At 71.9% G+C, this 23,663-nt stretch carries 21 protein-coding genes, 1 tRNA gene, 1 other RNA gene and 3 pseudogenes; 16 read left to right on the top strand and 10 right to left on the bottom strand.

All coding sequences use genetic code 11. The annotated features are described in order from the left end of the window. A pseudogene (locus KBY47_RS36785) lies at positions 1–102 on the top strand (IS5/IS1182 family transposase); the annotation flags it as partial. Between the two features lie 107 nt (positions 103–209). Here KBY47_RS36785 and KBY47_RS28375 read toward each other — a convergent pair. The 6 genes from KBY47_RS28375 to KBY47_RS28400 form a co-directional block, all read right to left on the bottom strand. Beyond that, a complete protein-coding gene (locus KBY47_RS28375; RefSeq protein ID WP_004943146.1) occupies positions 210–506 on the bottom strand; it encodes a type II toxin-antitoxin system VapB family antitoxin in 297 nt (98 codons plus the stop codon). A gap of 169 nt (positions 507–675) precedes the next feature. Beyond that, entirely contained in the window at positions 676–813 is a 138-nt protein-coding gene (locus KBY47_RS28380; RefSeq protein ID WP_210925910.1) for a hypothetical protein, read from the bottom strand. Between the two features lie 87 nt (positions 814–900). After that, a complete protein-coding gene (locus KBY47_RS28385; RefSeq protein ID WP_210925912.1) occupies positions 901–1,236 on the bottom strand; it encodes a hypothetical protein in 336 nt (111 codons plus the stop codon). A gap of 83 nt (positions 1,237–1,319) precedes the next feature. Further along, entirely contained in the window at positions 1,320–2,030 is a 711-nt protein-coding gene (locus tag KBY47_RS28390) for an HdeD family acid-resistance protein (RefSeq protein WP_210925914.1), read from the bottom strand. Positions 2,031–2,098: 68 nt separating this feature from the next. Further along, a complete protein-coding gene (locus tag KBY47_RS28395; RefSeq protein ID WP_210925916.1) occupies positions 2,099–2,707 on the bottom strand; it encodes an HhH-GPD-type base excision DNA repair protein in 609 nt (202 codons plus the stop codon). Positions 2,708–2,744: 37 nt separating this feature from the next. Beyond that, a complete protein-coding gene (locus tag KBY47_RS28400; protein ID WP_210925918.1) occupies positions 2,745–3,470 on the bottom strand; it encodes a siderophore-interacting protein in 726 nt (241 codons plus the stop codon). 79 nt (positions 3,471–3,549) lie between these two features. Here KBY47_RS28400 and KBY47_RS28405 point away from each other — a divergent pair, with 79 nt between their 5' ends. The 8 genes and pseudogenes from KBY47_RS28405 (at position 3,550) to KBY47_RS28440 (ending at position 13,298) form a co-directional block, all read left to right on the top strand. Beyond that, positions 3,550–5,634 carry a penicillin acylase family protein gene (locus tag KBY47_RS28405; protein WP_210925921.1) on the top strand — a complete coding sequence of 695 codons (2,085 nt, stop codon included), beginning with the start codon at positions 3,550–3,552 and terminating at the stop codon, positions 5,632–5,634. Then, positions 5,627–6,241, top strand: a complete 615-nt coding sequence (locus tag KBY47_RS28410; protein ID WP_210925923.1) for a GNAT family N-acetyltransferase — start codon at positions 5,627–5,629, stop codon at positions 6,239–6,241. The genes KBY47_RS28405 and KBY47_RS28410 overlap by 8 nt, the downstream gene beginning before the upstream one ends. Positions 6,242–6,261: 20 nt before the next feature. Beyond that, the gene (locus tag KBY47_RS28415; protein ID WP_210925925.1) at positions 6,262–6,759 is read left to right on the top strand and encodes a cupin domain-containing protein; all 498 of its coding nucleotides are present in this window, start codon (positions 6,262–6,264) and stop codon (positions 6,757–6,759) included. Beyond that, the gene (locus KBY47_RS28420) at positions 6,756–7,523 is read left to right on the top strand and encodes an SDR family NAD(P)-dependent oxidoreductase (protein WP_210925927.1); all 768 of its coding nucleotides are present in this window, start codon (positions 6,756–6,758) and stop codon (positions 7,521–7,523) included. The genes KBY47_RS28415 and KBY47_RS28420 overlap by 4 nt, the downstream gene beginning before the upstream one ends. Before the next feature lie 683 nt (positions 7,524–8,206). Then, entirely contained in the window at positions 8,207–9,949 is a 1,743-nt protein-coding gene (locus KBY47_RS28425) for a copper resistance CopC/CopD family protein (protein ID WP_210925929.1), read from the top strand. Between the two features lie 82 nt (positions 9,950–10,031). Further along, positions 10,032–11,312 (top strand): MFS transporter, encoded by a 1,281-nt coding sequence (locus KBY47_RS28430; RefSeq protein WP_210925932.1) that lies wholly within the window; start codon positions 10,032–10,034, stop codon positions 11,310–11,312. A 113-nt stretch (positions 11,313–11,425) separates the two neighbouring features. Continuing rightward, the gene (locus KBY47_RS28435; protein ID WP_247695359.1) at positions 11,426–12,379 is read left to right on the top strand and encodes a universal stress protein; all 954 of its coding nucleotides are present in this window, start codon (positions 11,426–11,428) and stop codon (positions 12,377–12,379) included. 5 nt (positions 12,380–12,384) lie between these two features. Continuing rightward, positions 12,385–13,298 (top strand): annotated as a pseudogene (locus tag KBY47_RS28440) (universal stress protein). Between the two features lie 22 nt (positions 13,299–13,320). Here the strand turns inward: KBY47_RS28440 and KBY47_RS28445 are convergent. Continuing rightward, complete coding sequence (locus tag KBY47_RS28445) at positions 13,321–14,220, bottom strand: phosphorothioated DNA-binding restriction endonuclease (RefSeq protein WP_210925934.1); 900 nt, start codon at positions 14,218–14,220, stop codon at positions 13,321–13,323. Between the two features lie 141 nt (positions 14,221–14,361). Here KBY47_RS28445 and KBY47_RS28450 point away from each other — a divergent pair, with 141 nt between their 5' ends. Beyond that, positions 14,362–14,769, top strand: coding sequence for a hypothetical protein (locus KBY47_RS28450; RefSeq protein ID WP_210925935.1), 408 nt, complete (start codon positions 14,362–14,364; stop codon positions 14,767–14,769). Here KBY47_RS28450 and KBY47_RS36790 read toward each other — a convergent pair. Further along, positions 14,723–14,956: pseudogene (locus KBY47_RS36790) on the bottom strand (aquaporin family protein); the annotation flags it as partial. The gene KBY47_RS28450 and the pseudogene KBY47_RS36790 overlap by 47 nt on opposite strands. A 225-nt stretch (positions 14,957–15,181) precedes the next feature. Here KBY47_RS36790 and KBY47_RS28455 point away from each other — a divergent pair. From KBY47_RS28455 to KBY47_RS28470, 4 genes are all read left to right on the top strand, one after another. Next, positions 15,182–15,535: a phosphotyrosine protein phosphatase gene (locus KBY47_RS28455; RefSeq protein WP_282108450.1), complete on the top strand. Its 354-nt coding sequence runs from the start codon at positions 15,182–15,184 to the stop codon at positions 15,533–15,535. A gap of 530 nt (positions 15,536–16,065) precedes the next feature. Then, positions 16,066–16,455: a hypothetical protein gene (locus KBY47_RS28460; protein WP_247695360.1), complete on the top strand. Its 390-nt coding sequence runs from the start codon at positions 16,066–16,068 to the stop codon at positions 16,453–16,455. 9 nt (positions 16,456–16,464) lie between these two features. Further along, positions 16,465–18,861, top strand: coding sequence for an ATP-binding protein (locus KBY47_RS28465; RefSeq protein WP_210925940.1), 2,397 nt, complete (start codon positions 16,465–16,467; stop codon positions 18,859–18,861). Beyond that, complete coding sequence (locus KBY47_RS28470; RefSeq protein WP_210925942.1) at positions 18,825–19,154, top strand: hypothetical protein; 330 nt, start codon at positions 18,825–18,827, stop codon at positions 19,152–19,154. The genes KBY47_RS28465 and KBY47_RS28470 overlap by 37 nt, the downstream gene beginning before the upstream one ends. A 52-nt stretch (positions 19,155–19,206) precedes the next feature. Here the strand turns inward: KBY47_RS28470 and KBY47_RS28475 are convergent, their stop codons facing one another. Together KBY47_RS28475 and KBY47_RS28480 are read right to left on the bottom strand one after the other, a co-directional pair. Further along, on the bottom strand, positions 19,207–20,679 hold the full coding sequence (locus tag KBY47_RS28475) for an ATP-binding protein (RefSeq protein ID WP_210925944.1): 1,473 nt from the start codon (positions 20,677–20,679) through the stop codon (positions 19,207–19,209). Between the two features lie 276 nt (positions 20,680–20,955). Further along, a tRNA-Ser gene (locus KBY47_RS28480) sits at positions 20,956–21,040 on the bottom strand. Positions 21,041–21,111: 71 nt separating this feature from the next. Between KBY47_RS28480 and ffs the strand changes: the two genes are divergently transcribed. Both ffs and KBY47_RS28490 read left to right on the top strand, forming a co-directional pair. Then, positions 21,112–21,210: signal recognition particle sRNA small type (gene ffs, locus KBY47_RS28485), an RNA gene on the top strand. A 59-nt stretch (positions 21,211–21,269) separates the two neighbouring features. Beyond that, entirely contained in the window at positions 21,270–23,663 is a 2,394-nt protein-coding gene (locus KBY47_RS28490; RefSeq protein WP_210925947.1) for a DNA polymerase III subunit gamma and tau, read from the top strand.

The raw sequence follows: 23,663 nt of genomic DNA on the forward strand, positions 1-23,663 counted from the left end.
AACCGGCTCAAGCGCCACCGGGCCGTCGCCACCCGCTACGACAAACTCGCCGTCCGCTACGAAGCGACCGTGCTGATCGCAGCCATCAACGAGTGGCTGTGACCAGCACTTTCACAACAGGCCCTAGATGATCATTCGATGTCGTACTGTCCGCCGGAAAGGACCCGAAAGGGCCAACCCCGGGCGTCGCCCCGGTCTCCGGGCGTACGTCAGTCGAGTTCGAGCACGCGCGCGTGCAGCACCTGGCGCTGCTGGAGGGCCGCCCGGACCGCGCGGTGCAGACCGTCCTCCAGATAGAGGTCGCCCTGCCACTTCACGACGTGGGCGAAGAGGTCGCCGTAGAACGTGGAGTCCTCGGCGAGCAGCGTCTCCAGGTCGAGTTGCTGCTTGGTCGTCACGAGCTGATCGAGGCGGACCGGGCGTGGCGCGACGTCCGCCCACTGCCGGGTGCTTTCCCGGCCGTGGTCGGGGTACGGCCGGCCGTTTCCGATGCGCTTGAAGATCACACGGAAAGCCTACCGGTCCTGACGTTCCGGGCGCAGCCGTGCAGGCCGAGTGCGACGCGCGAAATGACGCCGCAAACACCTGCAAAGCGGAAACCGGGTCACCGCCCGGCCCCCGGAACGGCGCGGCGGAGACGGTCGGCCCGTCTCCGCCGTGTTCCGCGGGGCGCCCTCAGCCCCGTTCCCGGCCGCCCTTGGGGGCCTGCCTCTCCGGCCGCTGTTCGGCTCGGTCGGCGGACTGGTGGGGCCTGTTGCGTTCGGCCTCGGCGCGCAGTAGGGCACGCAGGACCGCGTACGGGTCGCTGGGCATGAGGTGTTCCGTCCTTGCGTTGGTTCTTTCGCGTGGTGAGCGTGATTGACCGTGCTTGACCGACGGGGGCCGTTAGGGCCGGGCCGGTCAGCAGATCAGCACCACACAGCGCAAGGAACGCAGTCCGTACGGCGGTGAGGGCGCGATGGCGCCCCGGGAGCCCCGGTCGGGCACCGGGAGGGGCGGGCGTGCCGGGCGCCGCCGTACGACGGGACGGTCGGCGGCCCTGCCCGGTGCCCGCAGGGCGGGGTCGGACGAGTCGGTCTCGGTGCCGAGCCCGCCGCCCTCGCCGCCCGGTACCGAGACCGCCACCGGCGGTGTCGTCGGTGCCTCGGCGTGCGTCCCGGGCACGCACAGGGCGAGCAGCAGCACCAGCACCCGCAGCCACGCGTGACGGCGGGCGGGGCGCGGTGGGCGGTTCATGCCGTGACGTGTCCCCGGCGAGGTCAGGGGGTTCATCCCCGTGCCCCGCAGGTGCACCCACCCGGCCGAGCGCACGGGCCGCCTCACAGCTCCCGTGGCACCAGCCCCGCCCGCCGCCGGATCCGCAGACCGGTGACGATCTCGACGACGCCGACCGCGATCAGCCAGCAGCCGCCCACGACGGTGAGCACGGCGACCGACTCGAACGGCGAGACGATCAGCACGACGCCCGCGAGCAGGCTGACGATCCCGAGCAGGAACTGCCAGCCGCGGGCGGGCATCGCGGGGTCGGAGGCGGCGGCCAGGGTCTGGGTGACGCCGCGGAACAGCCAGCCGATGCCGATCCACAGGGCGAGCAGCAGGATCGACTGGAGGGCGCCGCGGAAGCAGAACAGGCCGAGCAGGATGGACAGCACACCGCTGACGAAGGCCATGACGCGCAGGGCGGTGGAGATGGGGGTCCCCCCTGCTCGAGCGGAGTCGAGAGCTTGGGGGAGTGTGCCGAAGGCGGCGGCGAGTTGGAGGACGCCGGTGACCAGGAGGTAGAGGCCGAACAGGATTCCGGCGGCGGCCAGGGAGGCGCCCGGCCAGACCAGGACCAGCACGCCCAGGACGAGCGAGGCGGCGCCGGTCACCAGCACGGTCTGCCAGGCGGCCCGGGAGAGCAGGTGCAGCGGGCCCTCGAAGGGCGGTTCGGGACCGTCGTACGACGTGGTGCGGTGCTCGCGGGTGGCGTGTATGCGGCGGTCGTCGTACTCGGGGCCCCAGGGGGAGCCGCTCGGTGCCTCGGTCATGGTCCATGCTGGGGGCGGGCGCGAACGGCGCGCACGCCGGAGCGGGCCACCCGGCTGACGGCCCCTGCCTACGGCTGCTTCTTCGCGGATTTCGCCGCCTTGGCCGCCTTGGCCGCCGCCTTCATCTCCTGTTTGTGCGCGCGCACCTTGGCCAGTGACTCCGGTCCGGTGATGTCCGCGACGGAGCGGAAGCTGCCGGGCGCCCCGTAGTCGCCCGCGGCCTCCCGCCAGCCCTCCGGGCGCACGCCGAGCTGTTTGCCGAGCAGGGCGAGGAAGATCTGGGCCTTCTGCCTGCCGAAGCCGGGCAGTTCCTGGAGCCGTTCCAGCAGTTCGGTGCCGCTGCCGACGCCCGCCCAGACGGCGCTCGCGTCACCGTCGTAGTGCTCGACGAGGTACTGGCACAGCTGTTGGATCCGCTGGGCCATGGAGCCGGGGTAGCGGTGCACGGCGGGCTTGTCGGAGAGCAGCGCGGCGAACGCCTCGGGGTCGTGGGCGGCGATCTCGTGCGCGTCCAGGTCGCCCGCGCCGAGCCGCCGGGCGATGGTCGCGGGCCCCTTGAACGCCCACTCCATCGGGACCTGCTGGTCCAGCAGCATGCCGATGAGCGCGGCGAGCGGGCTGCGCCCGAGGAGTGCGTCGGCCTCGGGGTCCTGGGCGAGGTGCAGGGTGACGTCCATGGACCGATGATCCCGCCCGGCGGGCCGGACCGCGCGGTCAGCTCGCGCGCCAGTACCCGAGCGCCTGCGTCCGTTCCTTGGGCAGGCGCAGCTCCTTGCGGACGTAGGAGGCGAGCGCGCGGGTGGTGGCGGTGTCGCAGGCGATCCAGACGTACGGGTCGGGGGTGGCCGCCAGCAGGGCGGGCAGGTCCGCCTTCACCTGGTCGACCAGGTGGCGGCCGTCGTCGCGGCGGGGGACCTGCCGTACCTCGTGCCGGGAGGTGTCGGCGTGGCAGGGCAGGCCGTCGAGCGTGCCCTCGAACCAGACGGTGGCGGGGGCCGGGCCGAGGGCGTCGAGGAGGGAGTTGAGCGCGGGCAGCGAGGCCGGGTCGCCGATCGCGAAGACGTGCGAGGGCTTTGGCCGGGGATGCTGGAAGCCGGTGCCCTGGACCGTCGCCCCGATGGTGTCGCCGGGCTTCGCCGCCCGCGCCCAGTCACTGGCGCACCCTTCGTGCAGTGCGAACTCCAGGCTGAAGGTGTTGGTCTCCCGGTCGGGGCCGACGAGGGTGTAGGCCCGCTGGTGGGGCTTGCCCGCGTTGTCGAACCAGAGCCGGATCCACATGGTGGGGTGGACGCCGTAGTGGGTGAGGAGTTCGCCGTCGGTGAAGTGGACGCGGCGGTAGTCGGGGGTGACGTCCTCGGTGCCGGTGACGGTCAGCGTGAAGTCCTTCGCGCCCATCAGTCTCAGTACCGCGCCTTCCCAGCCGCGTCGCCCCTGCCGCATGGTGCCCCTTCACGTGTCGCGTACGATTCCCTCACGCATGCTTAGGTAAGCCTAACCTAAAGGAAGGCGGGGTCACAGGGTGACGACCGAGATCTACCGGGACGCCTGGGGCATCCCCCACCTGCGCGCCTCCGACCCCACCGCGCTCGCCCGCGCCCAGGGCCGGGTCACCGCCCTCGACCGCGCCTGGCAACTGGAGGTCGAACGGCACCGTGTGCAGGGCACCTCGGCGTCCTTCCTCGGCACCGACGCCCTCGCCTGGGACGTGTTCGCCAGACGCACCCGGCTCGCCGACACCGCCGGCCGCTGCTTCGACGCGCTGACGGAGCGGGACCCGGAGACCGCCGACTGGGTGCGCGCCTACGTCGACGGGGTGAACGACGGCCTCGCCGAAGGCGCCCGCCGCACACCCGAGTTCGAGCGCACCGGTCTGACCCCCGGCCGCTGGGAACCCTGGGCCCCGCTCGGTGTCTGGCTCTCCACCCACATCCTCTTCGCGGGCTTCCCCGCCAAGCTCTGGCGCGACCACGTCGTACGGCACCTCGGAGCCGACGCGGTCGGCCTGTTCGCCACCGACGGCCCCGGCACCTCCGGCAGCAACGGCTGGCTCGTCTCCGGCGAACGCACGGTCACCGGGCAGGCCGTCATCGCGGGCGACCCGCACCGGTTCATCGAGGACCCCGGCGTCTACCAGCAGATCCGGCTCTCCTGCCCGGAGTTCGACGTCGTCGGCCTCGCCGTCCCCGGTATCCCCGGCACCGCCCACTTCGGCCACACCGGCACCGTCGCCTGGGCCATCACCAACGCCATGGCCGACTACCAGGATCTCTACCAGGAGCGGCTGCGGCGCACCGGCGCGGGCGTCGAGGCGCTCGGCCCGGACGGGACGTGGCGGCGCGCGGAACGGCTCACGGAGACCGTCGAGGTCGCGGGGGAGACCACCGCGTACGTCGACGTCGAGGTCATCGAGACCGAACGCGGCCCCGTCATCGCGGGCGGCCCCGAAGGGCTCGACGACGGCACCCCCCTCGCCCTCAGCCTGCGCTACCCGCCCCGCGTCACCGGCGACCTGGGCTTCAGCGCCCTGCTGCCGCTGCTGCGCGCCCGCACCGCCGCCGACGTCGACCGGGCCTTCGACCACTGGGCCGAGCCGGTGAACGTCGTCCAGGCCGCCGACACCGACGGCGGCACCCTGCACCGGGTCGCGGGCCGGGTGCCCCTCCGCGCCGAGCGGGGCCGGGTCCGTACGGTCCCCGCCTGGGAGCCCGGCCACGACTGGCGGGGCTGGCACGAGACACCCCGCGCGGGCCTCACCGACGGCGTCGCCGTCATGGCCAACCAGCGCGGCCCCGCCGCCCCGCTCGGCGTCGAGTTCGCCGCCCGGCACCGCGCCGACCGCATCGCCGCCCTGCTCGCCGAGAAGGAGCGGTGGTCGGCGGCCGACATGCCCGCCCTCCACATGGACACCCACCTCGCCTCGGCGGCCGCCCTGCTCGACCTGCTCGCCGGGCTGGACCCGGACACCCTCACCCCCGAGGCCGCCGCGCTGCGCGGACGACTCCTCGGCTGGGACCGCCGGATGACCGCGGACAGCGAGGACGCGGCGGCCTTCGCGGCCCTGCGCGGTGCCGTCGTACGCCGGCTCGCCGCCGAGCCCGCGTTCGCCGCGCTCACCGAACCACCCGCCTACCCGGAGATCCTGCTGCCCTGGCTGGCCCTGGTCCCGCGCGTCGGCTACGCCCTCGAGAACCTGCTGCGGGCGAAGGAGCTGTACGGCATCGACCGCCCGGCCGTGGTCCGCGCCGCCGTCGAGGAGACCGCGGGGCGTACCCCGGCACCCTGGGGCGACACCCACCGCCTCGCCCCCTGGCGGGCGCTGGCGCCCGGCACCCCGTACGACGAACCCGCCCTCTCCGGCGACCACGACTGCGTGCTGTGCACCTCGCCCGTGCCCGGCCTCACCGACCTCGCCGCGCGCGGCCCGGCCGCCCGATACGTGTGGGACCTGGCCCGCCGTGAGGACAGCCGGTGGGTGGTGCCGTTCGGCGCGTCCGGCGTCCCCGGCTCGCCCCACCACCGCGACCAACTGCCCCTGTGGCTCGCGGGCGACCTCGTCCCCGTGGTCACCGACTGGAACCAGCTCACCAAGGAGACCGATGTCTGACCTCGCCGCACACCGCACCCGCGAGCCCGTCCACGAGCAGCACGTCGACGGGTTCGGCACCGTCCGTGTCGTCCCCCTCGACGCGCACGCGGACGCCGGGACCGTGCACGGCTGGGTGAGCGGGGAACGGGCCGCCTTCTGGGGTATGAACGGCCTCACGCGTGAGCAGGTCGCCGAGATCTACGCCCATATGGACACCCTCGAAACCCACCACGCCTTCCTCATCCTCAAGGAGGAGGAACCCGTCGCCCTCTTGCAGACCTACGAGCCCGGGGCCGACCGGGTCGGCGAGTGCTACCCGGTCGAACCGGGCGACATGGGCGTCCACCTGCTCCTCGCCCCCGCGGGCCCGGGCGCGGCACGCCCCGGCTGGACGGCGGCGCTGGTGCGCGCCATCGCCTCCTACGTCCTGCTGACCCTGGACCGGCGCCGGATCGTCGTCGACCCGGACGTCCGCAACGAGAAGGCGATCGCCCGATTCCTCAAGGAGGGCTTCACCGCGGGGCCCGAGGTCGTCCTGCCGGAGGTCGACATCCCGGACGTGTACCTCCCCGAGAAGCACGCGCAACTCGCCTTCCTCACCCGGGAGCTGGCCTTCCCCCAGTGAGCCGTGGGTAGCCTTCCGGGGTGACCCGAGACGCCCGAGACGCCGTCACCCCGGAAGCGCTCGTCGCCCACTACGGCCTGGAGCCGATCCCGCGCGAGGGGGGACTGTTCCGGCGGACCTGGGCGGGCCCCGACCGCCCGGACGGCCGCCCCGAGGGCACCGCCATAGTGGCCCTGCTGACCCGCGGCGACTACTCCGCCCTGCACCGCCTGCCCGCCGCCGAGGTCTGGCACTTCTACCTCGGCGACCCCCTCGAACTCCTCCTCCTCGCCCCCGACGGCGGCACCCGCACCGCCGTCCTCGGCCCGGACGTCCCGCGCGGCCAGCACCCCCAGTTCACCGTCCCCGCCGGCACCTGGATGGGCGCCCGGCTCGCCGGGAACGGCTCCTGGGCGTTCTTCGGCTGCACGATGGCCCCCGGCTTCAGCTACGACACCTACGAACACGGCGAGGCCGACGTACTGACGGCCCGTTATCCGGCCGAGGCCGCGCGGATCACGGCACTGTGCCGCCCATGAGCCTGTTGCTACGGGGCCAGGCGGCCCTCGTCACCGGGGCGGGCGGCGGCATCGGCCGGGGCGTCGCGCTGCGCTTCGCCGAACAGGGCGCCGCGGTCGCGCTCCACTGCCGTACGGCTGTGGCGGCGGCCCGCGAAGTGGCGTCCCGCATCCGCGACTCGGGCGGCCGGGCCGTCGTGCTCCAGGCCGACCTGTCGGAGGAGTCGGCCTGCCACCGGGTCGTCCACCAGGCCGCCGAGTGGGCGGACGGCCGCCTCACCGCGCTGGTCAACAACGCGGCCGTACAACCGCTGCGGCAGCTCCCCGGCATGACGGCGGCGGAGTGGCGGGCGGTAGTGGACACCAACCTGACCAGCGTGTTCGCCTGTACCCAGGCGGCGGCGGAGATCATGCGGGACGTGGAGGGCGGCGGTTCCGTCACCCACATCGCCTCCATCGAGGCCACGCACCCCGCGCCCCAGCACGCCCACTACTCCGCCTCCAAGGCGGCGATCGTGACGCACGCGCGCGTGGCGGCGCAGGAGTACGGCCCCCACGGCATCCGCGTCAACACCGTCTCCCCCGGCCTCATCGACCGGGACGGGCTCGTCGAGGGCTGGCCTCAGGGCGTGGAGCGCTGGCTGCGGGCGGCGCCCCTCGGCCGCCTCGGCCGCCCGGAGGACGTCGCCGACGCCTGTGTCTTCCTGGCGTCGCCACTGGCGTCCTGGGTGACCGGGCACGACCTGGTGGTGGACGGCGGGGTGACGGCGCGGCCGACGTGGTGAGCACACGGCTCCGCGCATCCGTACGTATCCGGGAGTCGGCAGTTCGGCGGTCCGGAAGGCTCGATGCGACGGAGACGAAGTGGTGGGCGATGACGACCGAGAGCACGGCACCTCCACCGAACGGCGAGCCGTTCGGCAGGCACGCCTCGAAGGGGGAGGGCTCGGAGGGGGAGGGCTCGGACGGGCGGACGCCCGGGGGGCAGGTCTCCGGTGGGCGGGCGCCCACGGGGGCGGGTCCTCGCCGGGCAGGTGCCCGAGGGGCGGGTCCTCGCCGGGCAGTCCTCCGACGGGCAGGCGCCCAAGGGCCAGACCTCCGCCGTGCGGATGTCCTCCGTGGAGACCTTCGGCAAGCGGGCTTCCTGTGGGCAAGGCTCCGCCGTGCGGATGTCCTCCGTGGAGACCTCCGGCAAGCGGGCTTCCTGTGGGCAAGCCTCCGCCGTGCGGATGTCCTCCGTGGAGACCTCCGGCAAGCGGGCTTCCTGTGGGCAAGGTTCCGCCGTGCGGATGTCCTCCGTGGAGACCTCCGACGGGCAGGCGCCCAAGGGCCAGACCTCCGCCGTGCGGATGTCCTCCGTGGAGACCTCCGGCAAGCGGGCTTCCTGTGGGCAAGCCTCCGCCGTGCAGACCTCCTCCGTGCAGACCTCCTCCGTGCAGGCCCCCGACAAGCACGCCTCCGGCGGCTGGTGCTGCTGGGTGCCGTGTTGGTCGTGCTCGTCCCCGGTCTCCTCCTCGGAGGCGCCGCCCCCGCCGCCGCCCACGCCGCCCTCAGCGGCACCGACCCCCGCGACGGCACCGTCCTCAAGTCGGCCCCCCGCCACCTCGACCTGACGTTCACCGAGTCCGTCGGCCTGCTCGACGGCTCGGTCCGGGTGCTGGACCCGGAGGGCCACCGGCTACGGCTGGCGGAGCCCCGGCACGGCCCCGGCGGTGGCGACACCGTCCGCGTCGCCCTGCCCCGCGACCTCGGCACCGGCACCTACACGGTGGCCTGGCGGGTGGTGTCGGCCGACAGCCACCCGGTGTCCGGCGCGTTCACCTTCTCGGTGGGGGAGCGCACCCTGGCGGCGGCCGTACCCGACACCGGCCCGCCCGAGGACCCGGCCACCAAGAGCCTGCACAACATGGCCCGTTACCTCGCCTACCTCGCCGTGGCCCTGCTGATCGGCGCCGCCGCCTTCGTCGTCGTGTGCCGCCCGGCCGACCCCGCCCCGCTGCGGACGCCCCTGCGCCTGGCCTGGTGGACCCTGCTGACGGCCACCCTGGGCCTGCTGGTCCTGCGCGCCCCCTACGAGGCGGGCACCGGCCCGGCGACGGCCCTCGACGCGGACGCCCTCACCGGCACCCTCACCACCCGCCCCGGCCTGGCCCTGCTGGCCCGCCTGGCCCTGCTCGTACCGGTGGCCTTCGTCCTCACCCGTCTCCTCGGCGGCTCCCGCACCCGCACCACCCTCGCCACGGGCGCCGCCCTGGCCACGGCCCTCACCCTCACCTGGGCGGCGGCCGAGCACGCGTCCGCGGGAATCCAGGTCCCGTTGGCGATGGCGTCCCACGTGCTGCACCTGCTGGCGGCGTCGGTCTGGCTGGGCGGCCTCGTCGCCCTCTACCGCACCCGCGTCGCCCCGGCAGCCGTCACCCGCTTCTCCCGGCTGGCCTTCACCTCCGTCACCGTCCTGGTGGTCACCGGCACCTACCAGTCCTGGCGCGGCCTCGGCCCCCTCGACGCCCTCACCTCCACCTCGTACGGCCGTCTCCTGCTCGCCAAACTCGCCGCGGTCGCCCTGCTGCTGACGGCCGCGACGTTCTCCCGCCGCTGGACCCGGAGCCCGGCGATGAGCGCCCCCGTCGGCGCGCGGGTACCGGCGATGGCGGGCGGCGGCCCCCCGGAAGCCCCCGGCGACCGGACGCCTCCCCCCGCCCTTCCCGAGGAGCCGTCGCCCCGTGCCCTGCGCCGCTCGGTGCTGGTCGAGGCGGTCATCGGCGTGGTCGTCCTGGTCCTCACCACCGTCCTCACCAGCACCCTCCCGGGCCGCGCCGCCACCGAGGCCGCGGCGACGGCCGCCGACAGCGCACCGGCGGGGCAGCCGCTCGCGGCCGTCACGACGGTCCCCTTCGATCTGGGGGAGGCGGGCGGGCGGGGCACCGTGCAGCTCAGCGTGGACCCGGCCCGGGTCGGCGAGAACAGCGTCCAGGCGGTCGTCTTCGGCCCCGACGGCGGCATCTCCACCGTCCCCGAGCTGCGGCTCTCCTTCACCCTCCCCGCCCAGGGCATCGGCCCGCTCGCCGCCGACCTGACCGACCGGGGCGGCTACTGGGCCACCGACTCGCTCGACCTGCCCGTCGCGGGCGAGTGGACGATGCGGGTGACCGTGCGCACGACGGACGTCGACCAGGTGACGGAGTCGACTCGGATCCGGGTCTGGGGCTAGCCTCTGCCCGGCATCTCACACGACATTCCGAAGATCACAGGAATGCGATGGTTCCTCGGGCCGACGGGAGCAGGCGAGCGACGTGACCAGCACCGCACCGCCCGGCCCCACCCCCGGCGGTCTCCCCGGCCCCACCCCCGGGGAGACCCCCGCCGACACCGCCGCCGCACAGCGCCGCGTCCTGCGCGTCCTGGTCGCCGCCCAGGTGCTCAGCGGCGCCGGACTGGCCGCCGGGATCACGGTCGGCGCACTGCTCGCCCAGGACATGCTCGGCTCGACCGGTCTCGCGGGCCTGCCCAGCGCCCTGTTCACCGCCGGGTCCGCGCTCGCCGCCGTCACCGTCGGCCGGATCTCCCAGGCCGGCGGGCGGCGCCCCGGACTCGCCACCGGTTACCTCACCGGCGCCGTCGGCAGCGCGGGCGTCATCGTCGCCGCCGTGCTCGACAGCCCCGCCCTGCTCTTCGTCGCCCTGTTCGTCTACGGCGCGGGCAGCGCGACCAACCTCCAGGCCCGGTACGCCGGAGCCGACCTCGCCACCCCCGACCGGCGGGCCCGAGCCGTGTCCACGGTGCTGGTCGCCACCACCCTCGGCGGCGTCGCCGGACCCAACCTCGCCGCGCCCACCGGCAACTTCGCGGAGACCCTCGGCATCCCCCACCTCGCCGGACCGTTCCTGTTGTCCGGTGCCGCGTACGCGCTGGCCGCGCTGGTCCTGGCCGTCCTGCTGCGCCCCGACCCGCTGCTCCTGGCCAGAAGCCTCGCCGCCGACGCCGTACGGCGGGAATCCGGGCCGCGGGAAGCCGCCGCCGAGCCGGGCGGCGGGGTCGTCCTGGGCGCACTGGTCATGATCGTCACCCAGCTGGTGATGATCGCCGTGATGACGATGACGCCCGTGCACATGCACGACCACGGACACGGCACGGCCGCCTCCGGTCTGGTCATCGCCGTCCATGTCGCCGCGATGTACCTGCCGTCCCCGCTGACCGGCTGGCTCGTCGACCGGTACGGCCGCCTCACCGTCGCCGCCGCGTCCGGCGTCATCCTGCTCGCCGCCGGCGTCGTCGCGGCCACCGCGCCCGTGGACTCCGTCGCGCTGCTCGCCCTCGCGCTCGCCCTGCTCGGCCTCGGCTGGAACTTCGGCCTCGTCGCCGGCACGGCGATCATCACCGACACCGTGCCGCTCGCCAACCGGGCCAGGACACAGGGCCTGGTCGACGTCGCCATCGCCATCGCGGGCGCGACCGGCGGCATGGCCTCCGGGTTCGTCGTGGCCGCCGCCAGCTATCCGGTCCTGGCCCTGACGGGCGGGGCGCTGGCGCTGGCGGTGCTGCCCGCCGTGGCGGTCAGCGCGTACCGGCGCTGAACAGCCGCCGGACGGCCCCACTGGCCCATGGGTAGGCACCACCAGGCCCTATGGGTACCCGCGTCAGTGCGATGAGCTGGAGACGACAGCGAGGGCGCGGCGAGGGAGGCACGATGAGTGGTGTGGGCGGAACGGCGAGCGGTGTCGGCGGAACGGTGAGCGGCGTGGTCGTCGTCGGGGTGGACGGCTCGGAATCGAGCCTGAACGCCGTGGAGGCCGCGGCCCGCGAGGCACGCGCGCGTGGAGCGACCCTGCGCGTCGTGCACGCCTTCCTGTGGCCCGCGCTGCACGTGCCCCTCGGCCCGTCGCCGGTGGGCCCGAGCGCCGGCGGGCTGCGCAAGCTGGCCGAGGGCCTGCTGACCGAGGCGGTGGAACGGGCCACGGCGACCGCACCGGACGTACGGGTCGAGCAGACCCTGGTGACCGGTGAGCCGCTGACGGTCCTGGAGGCGCAGTCGCGGGGGGCCGAGCTGGTCGTGGTGGGCTCCCGCGGCATGGGCGGGTTCGTGGGGCTGCTGGTCGGCTCCACGGCGGTGCACCTCGCGGCGCACGGCGCCTGCCCGGTGCTGGTGGTGCGCGAGCAGTCCGCCGCCGACGGCCCGGTCGTCCTCGGCGTGGACGGCTCACCCGCCGCCGACCGGGCCGTCGACTTCGCCTTCGCCGAGGCCGAGCTGCGCAAGGCCCCGCTGGTGGCCCTGCACGCCTGGACCAACTGGAACGCGCCGCTGCCCGCCCCGCAGGACGCCTCCGAGCCGTACGCCAACCCGCCGGGCGCGCTCGCCTCGGAGGAGGAACGCCTGCTCTACGAGGCACTCGCGGGCCACCAGGAGCGGTACCCGGGCGTGGTCGTCGAGCACAAGGTCGTGCACGGGGGCACCCGGGAGGCCCTGATCGAGGCGAGCCGGTCCGCACAGCTGATGGTGGTCGGCTCCCGGGGCCGCGGCGGCTTCACCGGCCTGCTGCTCGGCTCCGTCAGCCAGGCCGTACTGCACCACGCGCACTGCCCGGTCGCGGTCGTACGGGCGACACGTCCCGCGTCCGGCACCCGCACCGGGACGGGAGAGTGACGGAGATGAGCGACCCGGCATCGGACTTCACGACGACCGGCCCGGTGATCGTGGGCGTGGACGGCTCCGAGTCCAGCCTGCACGCCGTCGAGGTCGCGGCCCACGAGGCACGGCTGCGGGGCGTGCCCCTGCGGATCGTGCACGCCTTCGGCCACCCGACCGGCCACCTGCCGACCGGCACACCCCCCTGGAACCCGGCCGGCCACGGCCTGGAGCCGATGGTCCACGGCACCCTGGCCCGCGCCGAGGAACGCGCCCACAAGGCCGCCCCCGGCACCGAGGTCGACCGCTCCGTGGTGGCGGGCGACGCGTTCGAGGTGCTGGAGGTCGAGTCCCGCTCGGCGTCGCTGACCGTGGTCGGCAGCCGCGGCCTGGGCGGCTTCGCCGGGCTCCTCCTGGGCTCGACGGCCGCACACCTCGCCGCGCATGGCACCTGCCCCCTGCTGGTGGCGCGCGGCCGGCCCGACCCCGTCGGCGCGGTCCTGCTCGCCGTCGACGGCTCCGAGGCCGGGGAGGCGGCCGTCGCGTTCGCGTTCACCGAGGCCGCGCTGCGCGGGGCCCCGCTGGTCGCCGTCCACGTGTGGAACACCTGGAGCGAACGCGCCTACGAGGGCCCCGGTGACCCCCTCAGCGCCGTGGTCGCCGACGCCGACGACCTCCGCGAGGCCGAACAGCGCCTGCTGGACGACACGGTGGAGCGATGGCAGGGGCGCTTCCCCCAGGTCACCGTGGAGCGCCGCCTGCTCCGCTCCCGCGTCCGCCCGGCCCTCATCGAGGCCAGCCGGTCGGCCCAGCTGCTGGTGACGGGGGCGCGCGGGCACGGCGGCTTCACGGGCCTGCTGCTGGGCTCGGTGAGCAGCAGGCCCTGCTGCACCACGCGCACTGCCCGGTGGCGGTCGTACGCGCGGGCCGCCCCTGACCGCATGGGCGGGTCCCCGTGATCAGGGAAACGCGGGCTCGCGCGGACTCCCGCGGAAGACCTGATCCCGATGCCAGGCGCGGTGGGCGTCCGCGACCCGGTCGCCCTCCCGCTGCGGCCCGATGACCGCCCGCCCGGCGAGCACCAGCACATGCTCACGGGCGGCGGTCCCCCGCCCGACGAACCGCTCGGACACCAGGACCCGGTGCCCGTCGCCGACCCCGAGCACCCCCTTGTCGAACAGCTTGTGGTGCAGGGAGCACAGGCACAGCCCGTTGTCGACGTCGTCGGGACCGTCGAAGGCCCACCACCGCACATGGGCGGCCTCCAGACCCACCGGCGCCGCGTCGATCACGCCGTCGTACCCGCAGAAGGCGCACTGGTACTCGTAGGCGGTCAACACCCTCTCCCGCATGCCGGGGTCCCGCCGCCTGCGCGGCACGCGCGCGTACGGCCCCGCCTCCGCGGGCTCCAGCTCGAGCCCGACGGCCTCGCACAGATCGCCGTGCAGCGAGGGCGGGAAGTGCAGGTCGAGCAGCACGCGCGCCATCCGCGCGAGCAGGTCGGGCTCCCGACGCAGGGCCTGGCGCAACCCGGGCGCCAGCCGCCCCGAGGCCCCCGCCGCGCGCAGCTCCCCGACCCCGCTCCCCGGGCTGCCGGGCCCGCGGTCCGTCCGCACCTCCCACACCCCGTCACTCACCAGATGATGAAAGGGATACGCGGGCGAAGTCCGGTTGGCGGGCCCGTACTCGACGAGCAGCCGCTGAAGATCCCCCTCCACCGCGCTGTACCGCAGCTCCCCGTCCGCGTCCCGCTGCCACCGCCCCAGCGCGTACAGCAGCAACAACGGCTTGTGCGGGGCCCGCACCCCGCTCCGGCTCCACTGCCTCAGCCTCGCGGCACGCTCCAGCCAGTCGTCCATGACCGGCGATCGTAAGCGGCACGCCGTCCCCGACGAACACCTTCAAGACCCCCGGTGCTCCCCCCATGGGTGCCTCTACTCGTCCCGAACTGAGTACTTCAGCCCTGTCCCACCCCACCCCCGGACGGCGAGGCTTGCCCCATGGAACAACGGCCACCGGCACGCGCCCACCAGCTGACGGCGACCTTCGCCCTCACCCTGCTGACCCTCACGACCTGGGCCGGCTGGCTCGGTTGGGACCAGCGACGCGACGTGCACCCCGACGGCTCGACGACCGGCCCGTACGAGGCCTGGCAGGTGATCGGCCTGGTCCTGTGCCTGCTGCCGCCGCTGTACTGGGCGGCGAGCCGCAACCTCGTCCCGTCGGCCGTCCTGGGCATCCCGGCCGGCCTGACGGCCGCCGCGTACTACGACTGGTCGGACGACGCGAGCGGCCTCTTCATGGTCGGAGTGCTGATGGTCATGGTGGGCAGCCTTTTCACCACCGCCGCGTCCGCCTCCCTCATCGCCTCGCTACGACGGCCCCGTCCCGCGCGGGAAGGAAGATGAGCCCGACCAGCACCAGCCCGACCACCCCGCCGATCACCTGCGTGCTCACGAACCCCACGAGGTAGGAGGCGACGGCGACGGGAGCGAACCGGAGCCGGCCGGTGCGGGCCAGCCCGAAGACGGCCAGGACCAGCCCCGATGTGGCGACGGCCTCCCCCAGCAGCGGATGCCCAACGGACCGGTCGTGCGGGTTCGGCGACGGCCCCGGAGGCCAGCGGCGCCCGGGACGGCACGGGCCCGTCACGGACAGGACCGCTTGTGGTCGGCGGCACCCCCGGTGGACTCCGCCGGCTCGGCGAACCGACCGGCGAGCGAGGCGATGACGCTGCCGACACCGGCCCGCCCGAAGCCCTCCCGGGACAAGAGAGCCAGATGCCCGACAACGCCGACCACCCCGACAAGCCCCGATGGGCTGGACAAGCCCTCCGTGCTCCTCGGCTGCGTCCACAACGCGGGCCGCTCCCAGATGGCCGCCGCCCGGCTGACCCCCCTCACCGGGGACCGCGTCGAGGTCCGCTCCGCAGGCTCCGACCCGGGTACGGCCGTCAACCCGGCCGCCGTCGAGGCGATGCGCGAGGTCGGCATCGACATCTCCGCCGAGATCCCGGAGATCCTCACCACGGACGCCGTCCAGCAGTCCGACATCTGCATCACCATGGGCTGCGGCGACACCCGCCCCGTCTACCCCGGCAAGCGCTACCTCGACTGGCAGCTCTCCCTGCTCGAGGAAATCGCGCCACCACCTCGCCAGGACAACGGGACCTGAGAACCGTCGAAGGGCCCCACCGCGAACGGTGGGGCCCTTCGACAACGTGCCCGGTGAGGCACTGGCGGAGGATACGAGATTCGAACTCGTGAGGGGTTGCCCCCAACACGCTTTCCAAATGTTCGTCCGAGGGTTCGGCGAGGGCCGGGGATGTTCTGACCTGCGGTGAAGCGGGTGGTGGTGAGCCTTCCGGACGATGCTGGACGAGGGTGAATGAGACCAAAACTGAGACCAGAGAGCAACTGGCCTTCGCTGGTTGTCGGAGCGTGGTCGGCTGTGTCTACAGATGCGGCGTGTGGATCTTGCAAGCAGCGCCAGCCGCCTCGGCTGGAAAGCGTCGTGGAACGTGCTCGCGCGGTAGAGAGTCTCGATGATCCAGGTGCTCAGCGACCTTGATCGCCCTATCCTGATGGAAGGTCAGACGGGTGGGGGCGATGGCAGCATCGGGGGAGACGAGGCCGGAAGCCGCAACGGTGCGGAACGAGTTCGCCCTGGAGCGGTACCGGTACATCCTGCAGTAGATCCACGCGGTGAATGAGAATGCGCACCGTTTCCTCGCCATCTATCAGACGCTCGCCACCACCCTTGTCGGTGCGGCTCTGGCGCTCTTCGTGGGATACCGCAAATGGGATGTGGCGTCGGATACCGCGCGGAGCGGCGTGATCGGGCTTCTGATCCTCACGACGGTGGTCGCCGCGTTCACCATCACGCTGATCGTCGTGGGCGCCCTCGCCTGGCTCGACTACCGCAATGAAGAGTGCGACATCACGGACGAGATTGTCGGACCTGGCTTCCGGAAGCGCCCACGTCCGGGCAATCTCCTGCGGTGGTACGAGACTTACGTGCTGTTGTTCATAGTCGTCTCGGTGATCGTCATGTGGCTGCTCGCCGGGCTCTTCGTTCTGCCGGCAATGAGGTGATCATTCCCAGTGCCCGAGCTTGACTTCGTCAGTGCGCCTCTGTGGCAGAAGACCCTTGCTGCGCGTCCGCGTAACGATGACCACTACGGTCAACGTGAGCGATTGCGCGTGTCGTATCTGGCCATGCGGGACAACGCGGCTGTACTCCTGGCAGAGAACGCACGCAGTATGCCCGAGTTCACTGTGCACGACATCAGCCACGTCGACGCGCTGTGGGAGACGGCCAGTCTCATGTGCGGTGACCAGGTCGGGCTGAATCCGGCTGAAGCATACGTTTTGGGCTGTGCCTTCGTGTTGCACGATGCCGCGATGGGGGCGGCCTCTTATGAGACGAGTGTTCCTGACGCACTAGGACAACAACGGTGGCGTGACCTGGTGTCGGTCGCTTATTTCCATCGGAAAGGATGTTGGCCGGATCGAGCGGAGCTGGACACACCGCCGGCCGAGATCGCGGAAGCGTGTCAGGCCACCGCAATCCGTGAGACGCACGCTGAGCAGGCTCGGAAGCTGGTGGACCAGCCGTGGCCGTCCAGCACGGGCAACGAGATCTTCCTCATGCAGGACGTTCAGCTACGCGAAGCGTATGGTCCATTGATCGGCGAGCTGGCAGCCAGTCACTGGTGGTCAGTGGACAAACTCGCGGATCGGTTCCGCACAGCGAAAGGCTCGCTGACCTGGCAGCCAGCGGATTGGATCATCGAACCGCTCAAGCTGGCCTGCATCCTGCGGCTTGCCGACGCGGCCCAGATCGACAGCCGTCGTGCCCCGACGTTTCTGTTCTCCCTGCGGAAACCACAAGGCATTGCCCGTGAACACTGGCGTTTCCAGGAACACGTGAGCCGCCCACACCTGGACGGCGACCGGATCACCTACACGTCGCTGCGACCGTTCCTCCCCCACGACGCCAGCGCCTGGTGGCTGGCTCTGGACTACCTGCGTGGCGTCGATCAGGAGCTGAAGAAAGTCGATGCCCTCCTGCACGACCTGGGTCACAGGCGGCTCGCCGCCCGTGCGGTCGCCAGAGTCGACTCTCCCGAGCGCTTCGCGGAGCTCTTCCCGGTGTCTGACTGGCGGCCCATCGATGCGACCGTCAAAGTCTCCGATGTACCTGCCCTGGTCGAGACCTTGGGCGGGGAGCAGCTGTACGGCAAAGAACCCGAGGTCGCTGTTCGTGAGCTGATCCAAAACGCCCAGGATGCTGTCCTCGCTCGCCACGCCGTAGAGGCTGACGCCAGCGAAGGCCGGATCGACGCATCCCTCACCGCCGCCGAGGGCTCCTGGTACCTGGAGATTCGCGACAACGGCATTGGAATGGACGAGGAGACCCTCGTTCACGGCCTTCTCGACTTCGGGACCAGCGGCTGGAGCTCCACCCGCATTCGCAATCGTCTCCCCGGCCTGGCCAGCGGAGGATTCCAGCCTGCAGGCCGGTTCGGAATCGGCTTCTTCTCGGTCTTTCTGCTTGGCGACCAGGTCGAACTGATCAGCCGCCGCTACGACGCCTCTGTGGCGGACGCGCGTCGCCTGACATTCGACGGCCCCGCACATCGGCCGCTGCTTTCCCCACTACCTGCTGGCGGCCGTGCTGCGGCGGGCACGACGGTGCGCGTCAAGCTCAAGATGAACCCCTACGACATTCAGGGGCTCCTCCGCAGGACCAGCGATGATCGGCTCGGCCAGTTGATTCGCCGACTGGTCCTGGAGAACGCCGTCCCGATCCGCATTTGGGAGCCCGATGCGACGCAGCCCGACACCATTCCACCCTTCGCACTGGCCACAGGAGCACCCGAAGAAGTCTTCGATCGCCTCTACCCACCCTTGATGGACAGTTGGCGTGCTGGGCAAGAGAAGCAACGTCTCCAACTGCGTGACGCCTTTGTTGAACGGGCAACAGAGCTGGTGGACGGATCCGGGCGGCGCATTGGACTGGCCACGCTCTGGACGGACTTGAACTACCAAGGGCAAGGCAACTTCAGTGGGATTGTCCCAGTGAACGGCTTCCTGGCTGACCAAACAATGGCCTTCGCCGGATACCTTGCCGGTCAGCCCAGCCGGGCTTCGAGGGACAAGGCGACCTGGTGGCAGATCAGGCTCAGGTTCGTCAGTGGTTGCGCACCCAGGAACAACAGCTTCGCGACATCGGGCACTTCGGTAACTCGGTCCAAGTGGAACTGGCCAGCACGCTGCACGGTGCGTTCAACAGCCTCTCGGACGACATCGCTTTTTCCGTTACAGCAAAGGGCCTGCTCCGTCCGGTCGATGTCGCGGCATGGGCCGCACAGCGGACAGAAGTCTTCCTGGCCTCAGGCCCAAATGTCGCTGCCCGGACCCGGCCACCGCAGGTCTATCACTACCTGTCGGGACGGAACGTGCAACTCCCCGACAACTGGGTCGTCTTCTTCCTGAGAGCGCCTCTCCCTCCTTTCGCAGGCGTTTTCCCGGATATTCTGAACCGTGATGCTGAGTATGAATTCGCGCGCAACCATCCCACTCTGACCTGGGAGAAGGTCTGGTGGCGAATGTCCGGTGGCCTTTACGGGCTCTTCTTGCGTGCCCTGTGCGAGGCTTGGCTGTGCACCATTGAGGACCTGCTTGCTCCGCTCGAACAGCGTCACTGGTCCGACTTCCTGGCCTTGGACGACGAGGCACTGGACCCTGTCTGGGGCTATCTATTGCAGCGTCCTGACAACCCCAACTGAAGGCAGCTGATCATCTCCGTGGTGGCTGCCGTTCCGGTCCCGGTGCGCGCCTTCACTCCTGGCTGTAGAGCGCGGCCAGGTCGATGAGACGGACATCAGTGTCGACTTCCGCTGCTGCATGGGCTTTGTCGTTGAATCCTGCTCCGCTGAAACAGATCAGCCTAGTGTCGGTGGTGTCATAACGTCCGGCCTGGCTGACAAGGCTGCGGATATGCCGGAGGCGGTCGATGTGGGCAATGCCCATGGTGTCGTTCCACTTGGCCTCTCCGATGGCCAGGAGCGGAGGTTTGCCGGCGTCGGCGATGCCGATCACCGCCACGTCGACCTCATGGCCGATGCGAGCCTTGGAGTCGTGGACCACGCCATGTCCCACGCGGGCGGGCAGACCGCCCAGAAGATCGGGATCGGCATGATGGAGAGCCCAGTCGCGACAGACCTGTTCGAAATGTGGCCCCAGGACATTGCTTACGAAGCGTCGGCGGCTGGCTTGCCAGACCCGTGTCGCACTGCCCGGGCGTTCGAGCTGGTCCCATACCGGGCGCATGATCGCGTGGTAGAAGCCGATCAGCGGCTCTGCGATGCGATACGTGGGACGGTTGTCACGGAACGCGTCCGCGTCGCGGTGGAGCAGTCCCGCGTCTTCCAGCACGTTGATGGGGTGCGCGATATCGGTGGCCTTGCGTTCCAGATAGCTGGCCATGCCGCCTCGGGTGGCGTTGCCATCAGCGACGGCGGCCAGGACGGACAGGTACAGGGCGGTGTCGCGAAGGTCGGGCTCTTCGGCCAACAGGTAGCGGGCCTCGCGGAAGAGGGGGGTCTCGGGATTGAGGACGGTGCGGACAACCCAGTCGTCGAAGTCGTCCGGCCCCTTGGGAGTGTCGCCGCGCGCGAACTCGCGCCGATAGGCGGGCGTGCCGCCGACGATCGCGTTGACCTTCATGGCCAGATGGGGGTCGGTGATGTCCCAGAAGTCCGCGGCGAGGCGGTGGTCGAGGGGGCGGACGACCAGCTCCAGGCCCGCCCGTCCACGCAGCGGGGCGTTGCCCGACAGTATCCGGCCCATGAAGGACAGCGCCGAGCCGCACAGCAGCAGCCGAGTGCGTGAGCGGGTGCGCTGATCACGCAGGGGCCGCAGAGCTTCCTGGATGATTGAGGGCAGTTCCGGATTGGCTTTGGCCAGGTACGGAAACTCGTCGATCACGACGGGGACGGGGTGTTCGGAGCCGAGGGCAAGCAGTGCGTCGACCACCTCTGACCAGTTGGCGAAGTGGAACGGGCTGGCGGGCCGGACATGATCGGTCAGAGCGGTGCTGATCCTCCGCAGCGACTCGGCATCCGTAGCTTCGGTCGCACCGAAGTAGAAACCTTCGGCGGCGCGGCACGCGGCGTCCAGCAGGAAGGTCTTGCCTTGGCGGCGACGTCCGGAGACCACGCCGAGAGTCGCGCCCGGCTGTGGGTCGGTGATGAACCGCCTCAGCGCCGACCACTCGTAGTCCCGGTCGAACATCTCTGCAGGCTTGTCCATGCCAACCCCCAGATATAGAAGTACGCTTCCATAAAACATACCCCTATGTGCGAGAAGATGGTGCGTACCTGCGCGGATGCCGTTCGGTAATCGCCATGCCGCATCCGTGAGGGGCCCTTGAGTGGGGTCAAAGCTCGCGGGAGCGGCGAGCCGCACATGCGAGAAGAATGCCTTGAATGCCGGAAGTAAATGAGACCAAAACTGAGACCAACGCACAACGAGGAGTCGGACCGCGCACTGCGGTCCGACTCCTCGTTTCGCCTGTTCAGGCGGCTGCGGAGGATACGAGATTCGAACTCGTGAGGGGTTGCCCCCAACACGCTTTCCAAGCGTGCGCCCTAGGCCTCTAGGCGAATCCTCCGCCGGAAACATTACATGACGGCGGAGGGTGCTCGCGAACTCGTTCCTGCCGGTGGGATCGGGTAACCTGTGCGAAGCCCCTCACGCGGCGCTATCTGACTGAACTCCCCCAGGGCCGGAAGGCAGCAAGGGTAGGTCGGCTCTGGCGGGTGCGTGGGGGGCGCTTGCGTTCCCGGGGCGGACTCCGTGGGCGGGGACTGTTGTCAGTGGGCGCCTATAACCTCGTATGCGTGTCGTCTCTTGCGCTGTACCGCCGCTACCGCCCGGAGTCCTTCGCCGAGGTCATCGGGCAGGAGCATGTCACCGACCCGTTGCAGCAGGCGCTGCGGAACAACCGGGTCAATCACGCGTACCTGTTCAGCGGTCCGCGCGGTTGTGGCAAGACGACCAGCGCACGCATCCTGGCCCGCTGTCTGAACTGCGAGAAGGGGCCGACGCCCACGCCCTGCGGTGAGTGCGACTCCTGCCGCGACCTCGCGCGCAACGGGCCCGGCTCCATCGACGTCATCGAGATCGACGCCGCTTCCCACGGTGGTGTGGACGACGCGCGTGACCTGCGCGAGAAGGCCTTCTTCGGGCCCGCCCGCAGCCGGTACAAGATCTACATCATCGACGAGGCCCACATGGTCACGTCGGCCGGTTTCAACGCCCTGCTCAAGGTCGTCGAGGAGCCGCCGGAGCATCTGAAGTTCATCTTCGCCACGACCGAGCCCGAGAAGGTCATCGGGACGATCCGGTCGCGGACTCATCATTATCCGTTCCGGCTGGTCCCGCCCGGCACCCTGCGCGACTACCTCGGTGAGGTGTGCCAGCGCGAGGACATCCCCATCGAGGACGGTGTGCTGCCGCTGGTCGTGCGGGCCGGTGCCGGGTCCGTGCGTGACTCCATGTCCGTCATGGACCAGCTGCTCGCGGGCGCCGGCCCCGACGGTGTGACATACGCCATGGCGACCTCCCTCCTCGGGTACACCGACGGCTCGCTCCTCGACTCCGTCGTCGAGGCCTTCACCTCCGGTGACGGCGCCGCCGCCTTCGAGGTCGTCGACCGGGTGATCGAGGGCGGCAACGACCCCCGGCGGTTCGTCGCCGACCTGCTGGAGCGGCTGCGGGACCTCGTCATCCTCGCCGCCGTGCCCGACGCCATCGACAAGGGGCTCCTCGACCACCCCGCCGACGTCGTCGAGCGCATGCGGTCGCAGGCCCAGGCCTTCGGACCCGCCGAGCTGACCCGCGCCGCCGACATCGTCAACGAGGGCCTGACGGAGATGCGCGGCGCCAACTCACCACGCCTCCAGCTGGAGCTGATCTGCGCCCGCGTCATGCTGCCCGCCGCCTACGGCGACGAGCGGTCCGTCATGGCCCGCCTCGACCGGCTGGAGCGGGGGGTCAACTTCTCCGCCGGGGGCGGCGCCCCGGCCATGGGGTACGTGCCCGCGCCCGGGGTTCACGGGGGTGGCGGCATGCCCGCCGGTGCCGAGGGCGGTTCCGGTGCCGCGGCCGGTGGTGCGTTCAGCGGTGGGGAATCCGCGTCCGTGCCGCCCGGGGGCGGCGCGGCTGCCGCTCGGGCCGCCGTGCGGGGGGCGGGGGGCCCCGGCTCGGGCCCGGGCCCGACGGGTTCCCCGGGCGGAGGAGCAGTTCCCGATACGGCGGACAGTGGCGGCCCGTCCCCCGTCGCACCGACGGCACCGCCGCCCGCCACCGCTCCCGCCGCATCCGCGCCCGCCACCGCTCCCGCCGCATCCGCGCCCGCCACGGCTCCCACCGCATCCGCACCCGGCGCCTGGCCCACCGCCACCGCGGCGGGCAGTGGTGGCGCCCGGCGGCCGGGCGGCTGGCCCACCGCCGCGCCAGCGGGCGGCGGCGACACCCGTCCCCCGGCGGCGACCCCGCCCGGCGCTCCCGCCCCGACGCCCGCGGCGGCCCCCGCCCCCGTACCCGCCTCCGGCGGCCTCGACCCGCGGTCGCTGTGGCCCAACATCCTGGAGGCGGTGAAGAACCGCCGCCGTTTCACCTGGATCCTCCTCAGTCAGAACGCCCAGGTCACCGGCTTCGACGGCGCCACCCTCCAGCTCGGCTTCGTCAATTCCGGTGCCCGTGACAACTTCGTGAGCAGCGGCAGCGAGGACGTGCTGCGGCAGGCGCTGGTCGAGCAGTTCAACGTGCACTGGAAGATCGAGGCCCTCGTCGACCCGTCCGGCGGAGGCTCGGCGCCCGCCGCGCCCCCCGCTCCCGGCGGTTCCGGGGGATACGGGGGATACGGCGGTGGCGGCCCCGCCCCGCCCGGCGCGAGCACCCGCTACGGCAGCGGCGGCGGCGCGACGGCCACGGCTCCGGCCGCTCCTCCGTCGCCCGCGCAGCCTGCCCCCACCACCCCCCCGGCCTCCGCTGCCAGACCCGCCCCCGCTCCCACGCAGGCCCCGGCGCCCAGCGCAGCCCCACCCGCACGCCCGTCCACCGGCTCCGGCTCCACCTCCTCCTCCGCCCCGGAACCCCACCCCGTCGCCCCGGAGGACGACATCCCCGAGGACGACGACCCCGACCTCGACGAGTCGGCCCTCTCCGGGCAGGAGCTGATCGTGCGGGAGCTGGGCGCGACGGTCGTGGAAGAGCTGACGAACGAGTAG

This window comes from Streptomyces sp. B93, from assembly GCF_018070565.1.
Taxonomy (GTDB): Bacteria; Actinomycetota; Actinomycetes; order Streptomycetales; family Streptomycetaceae; genus Streptomyces.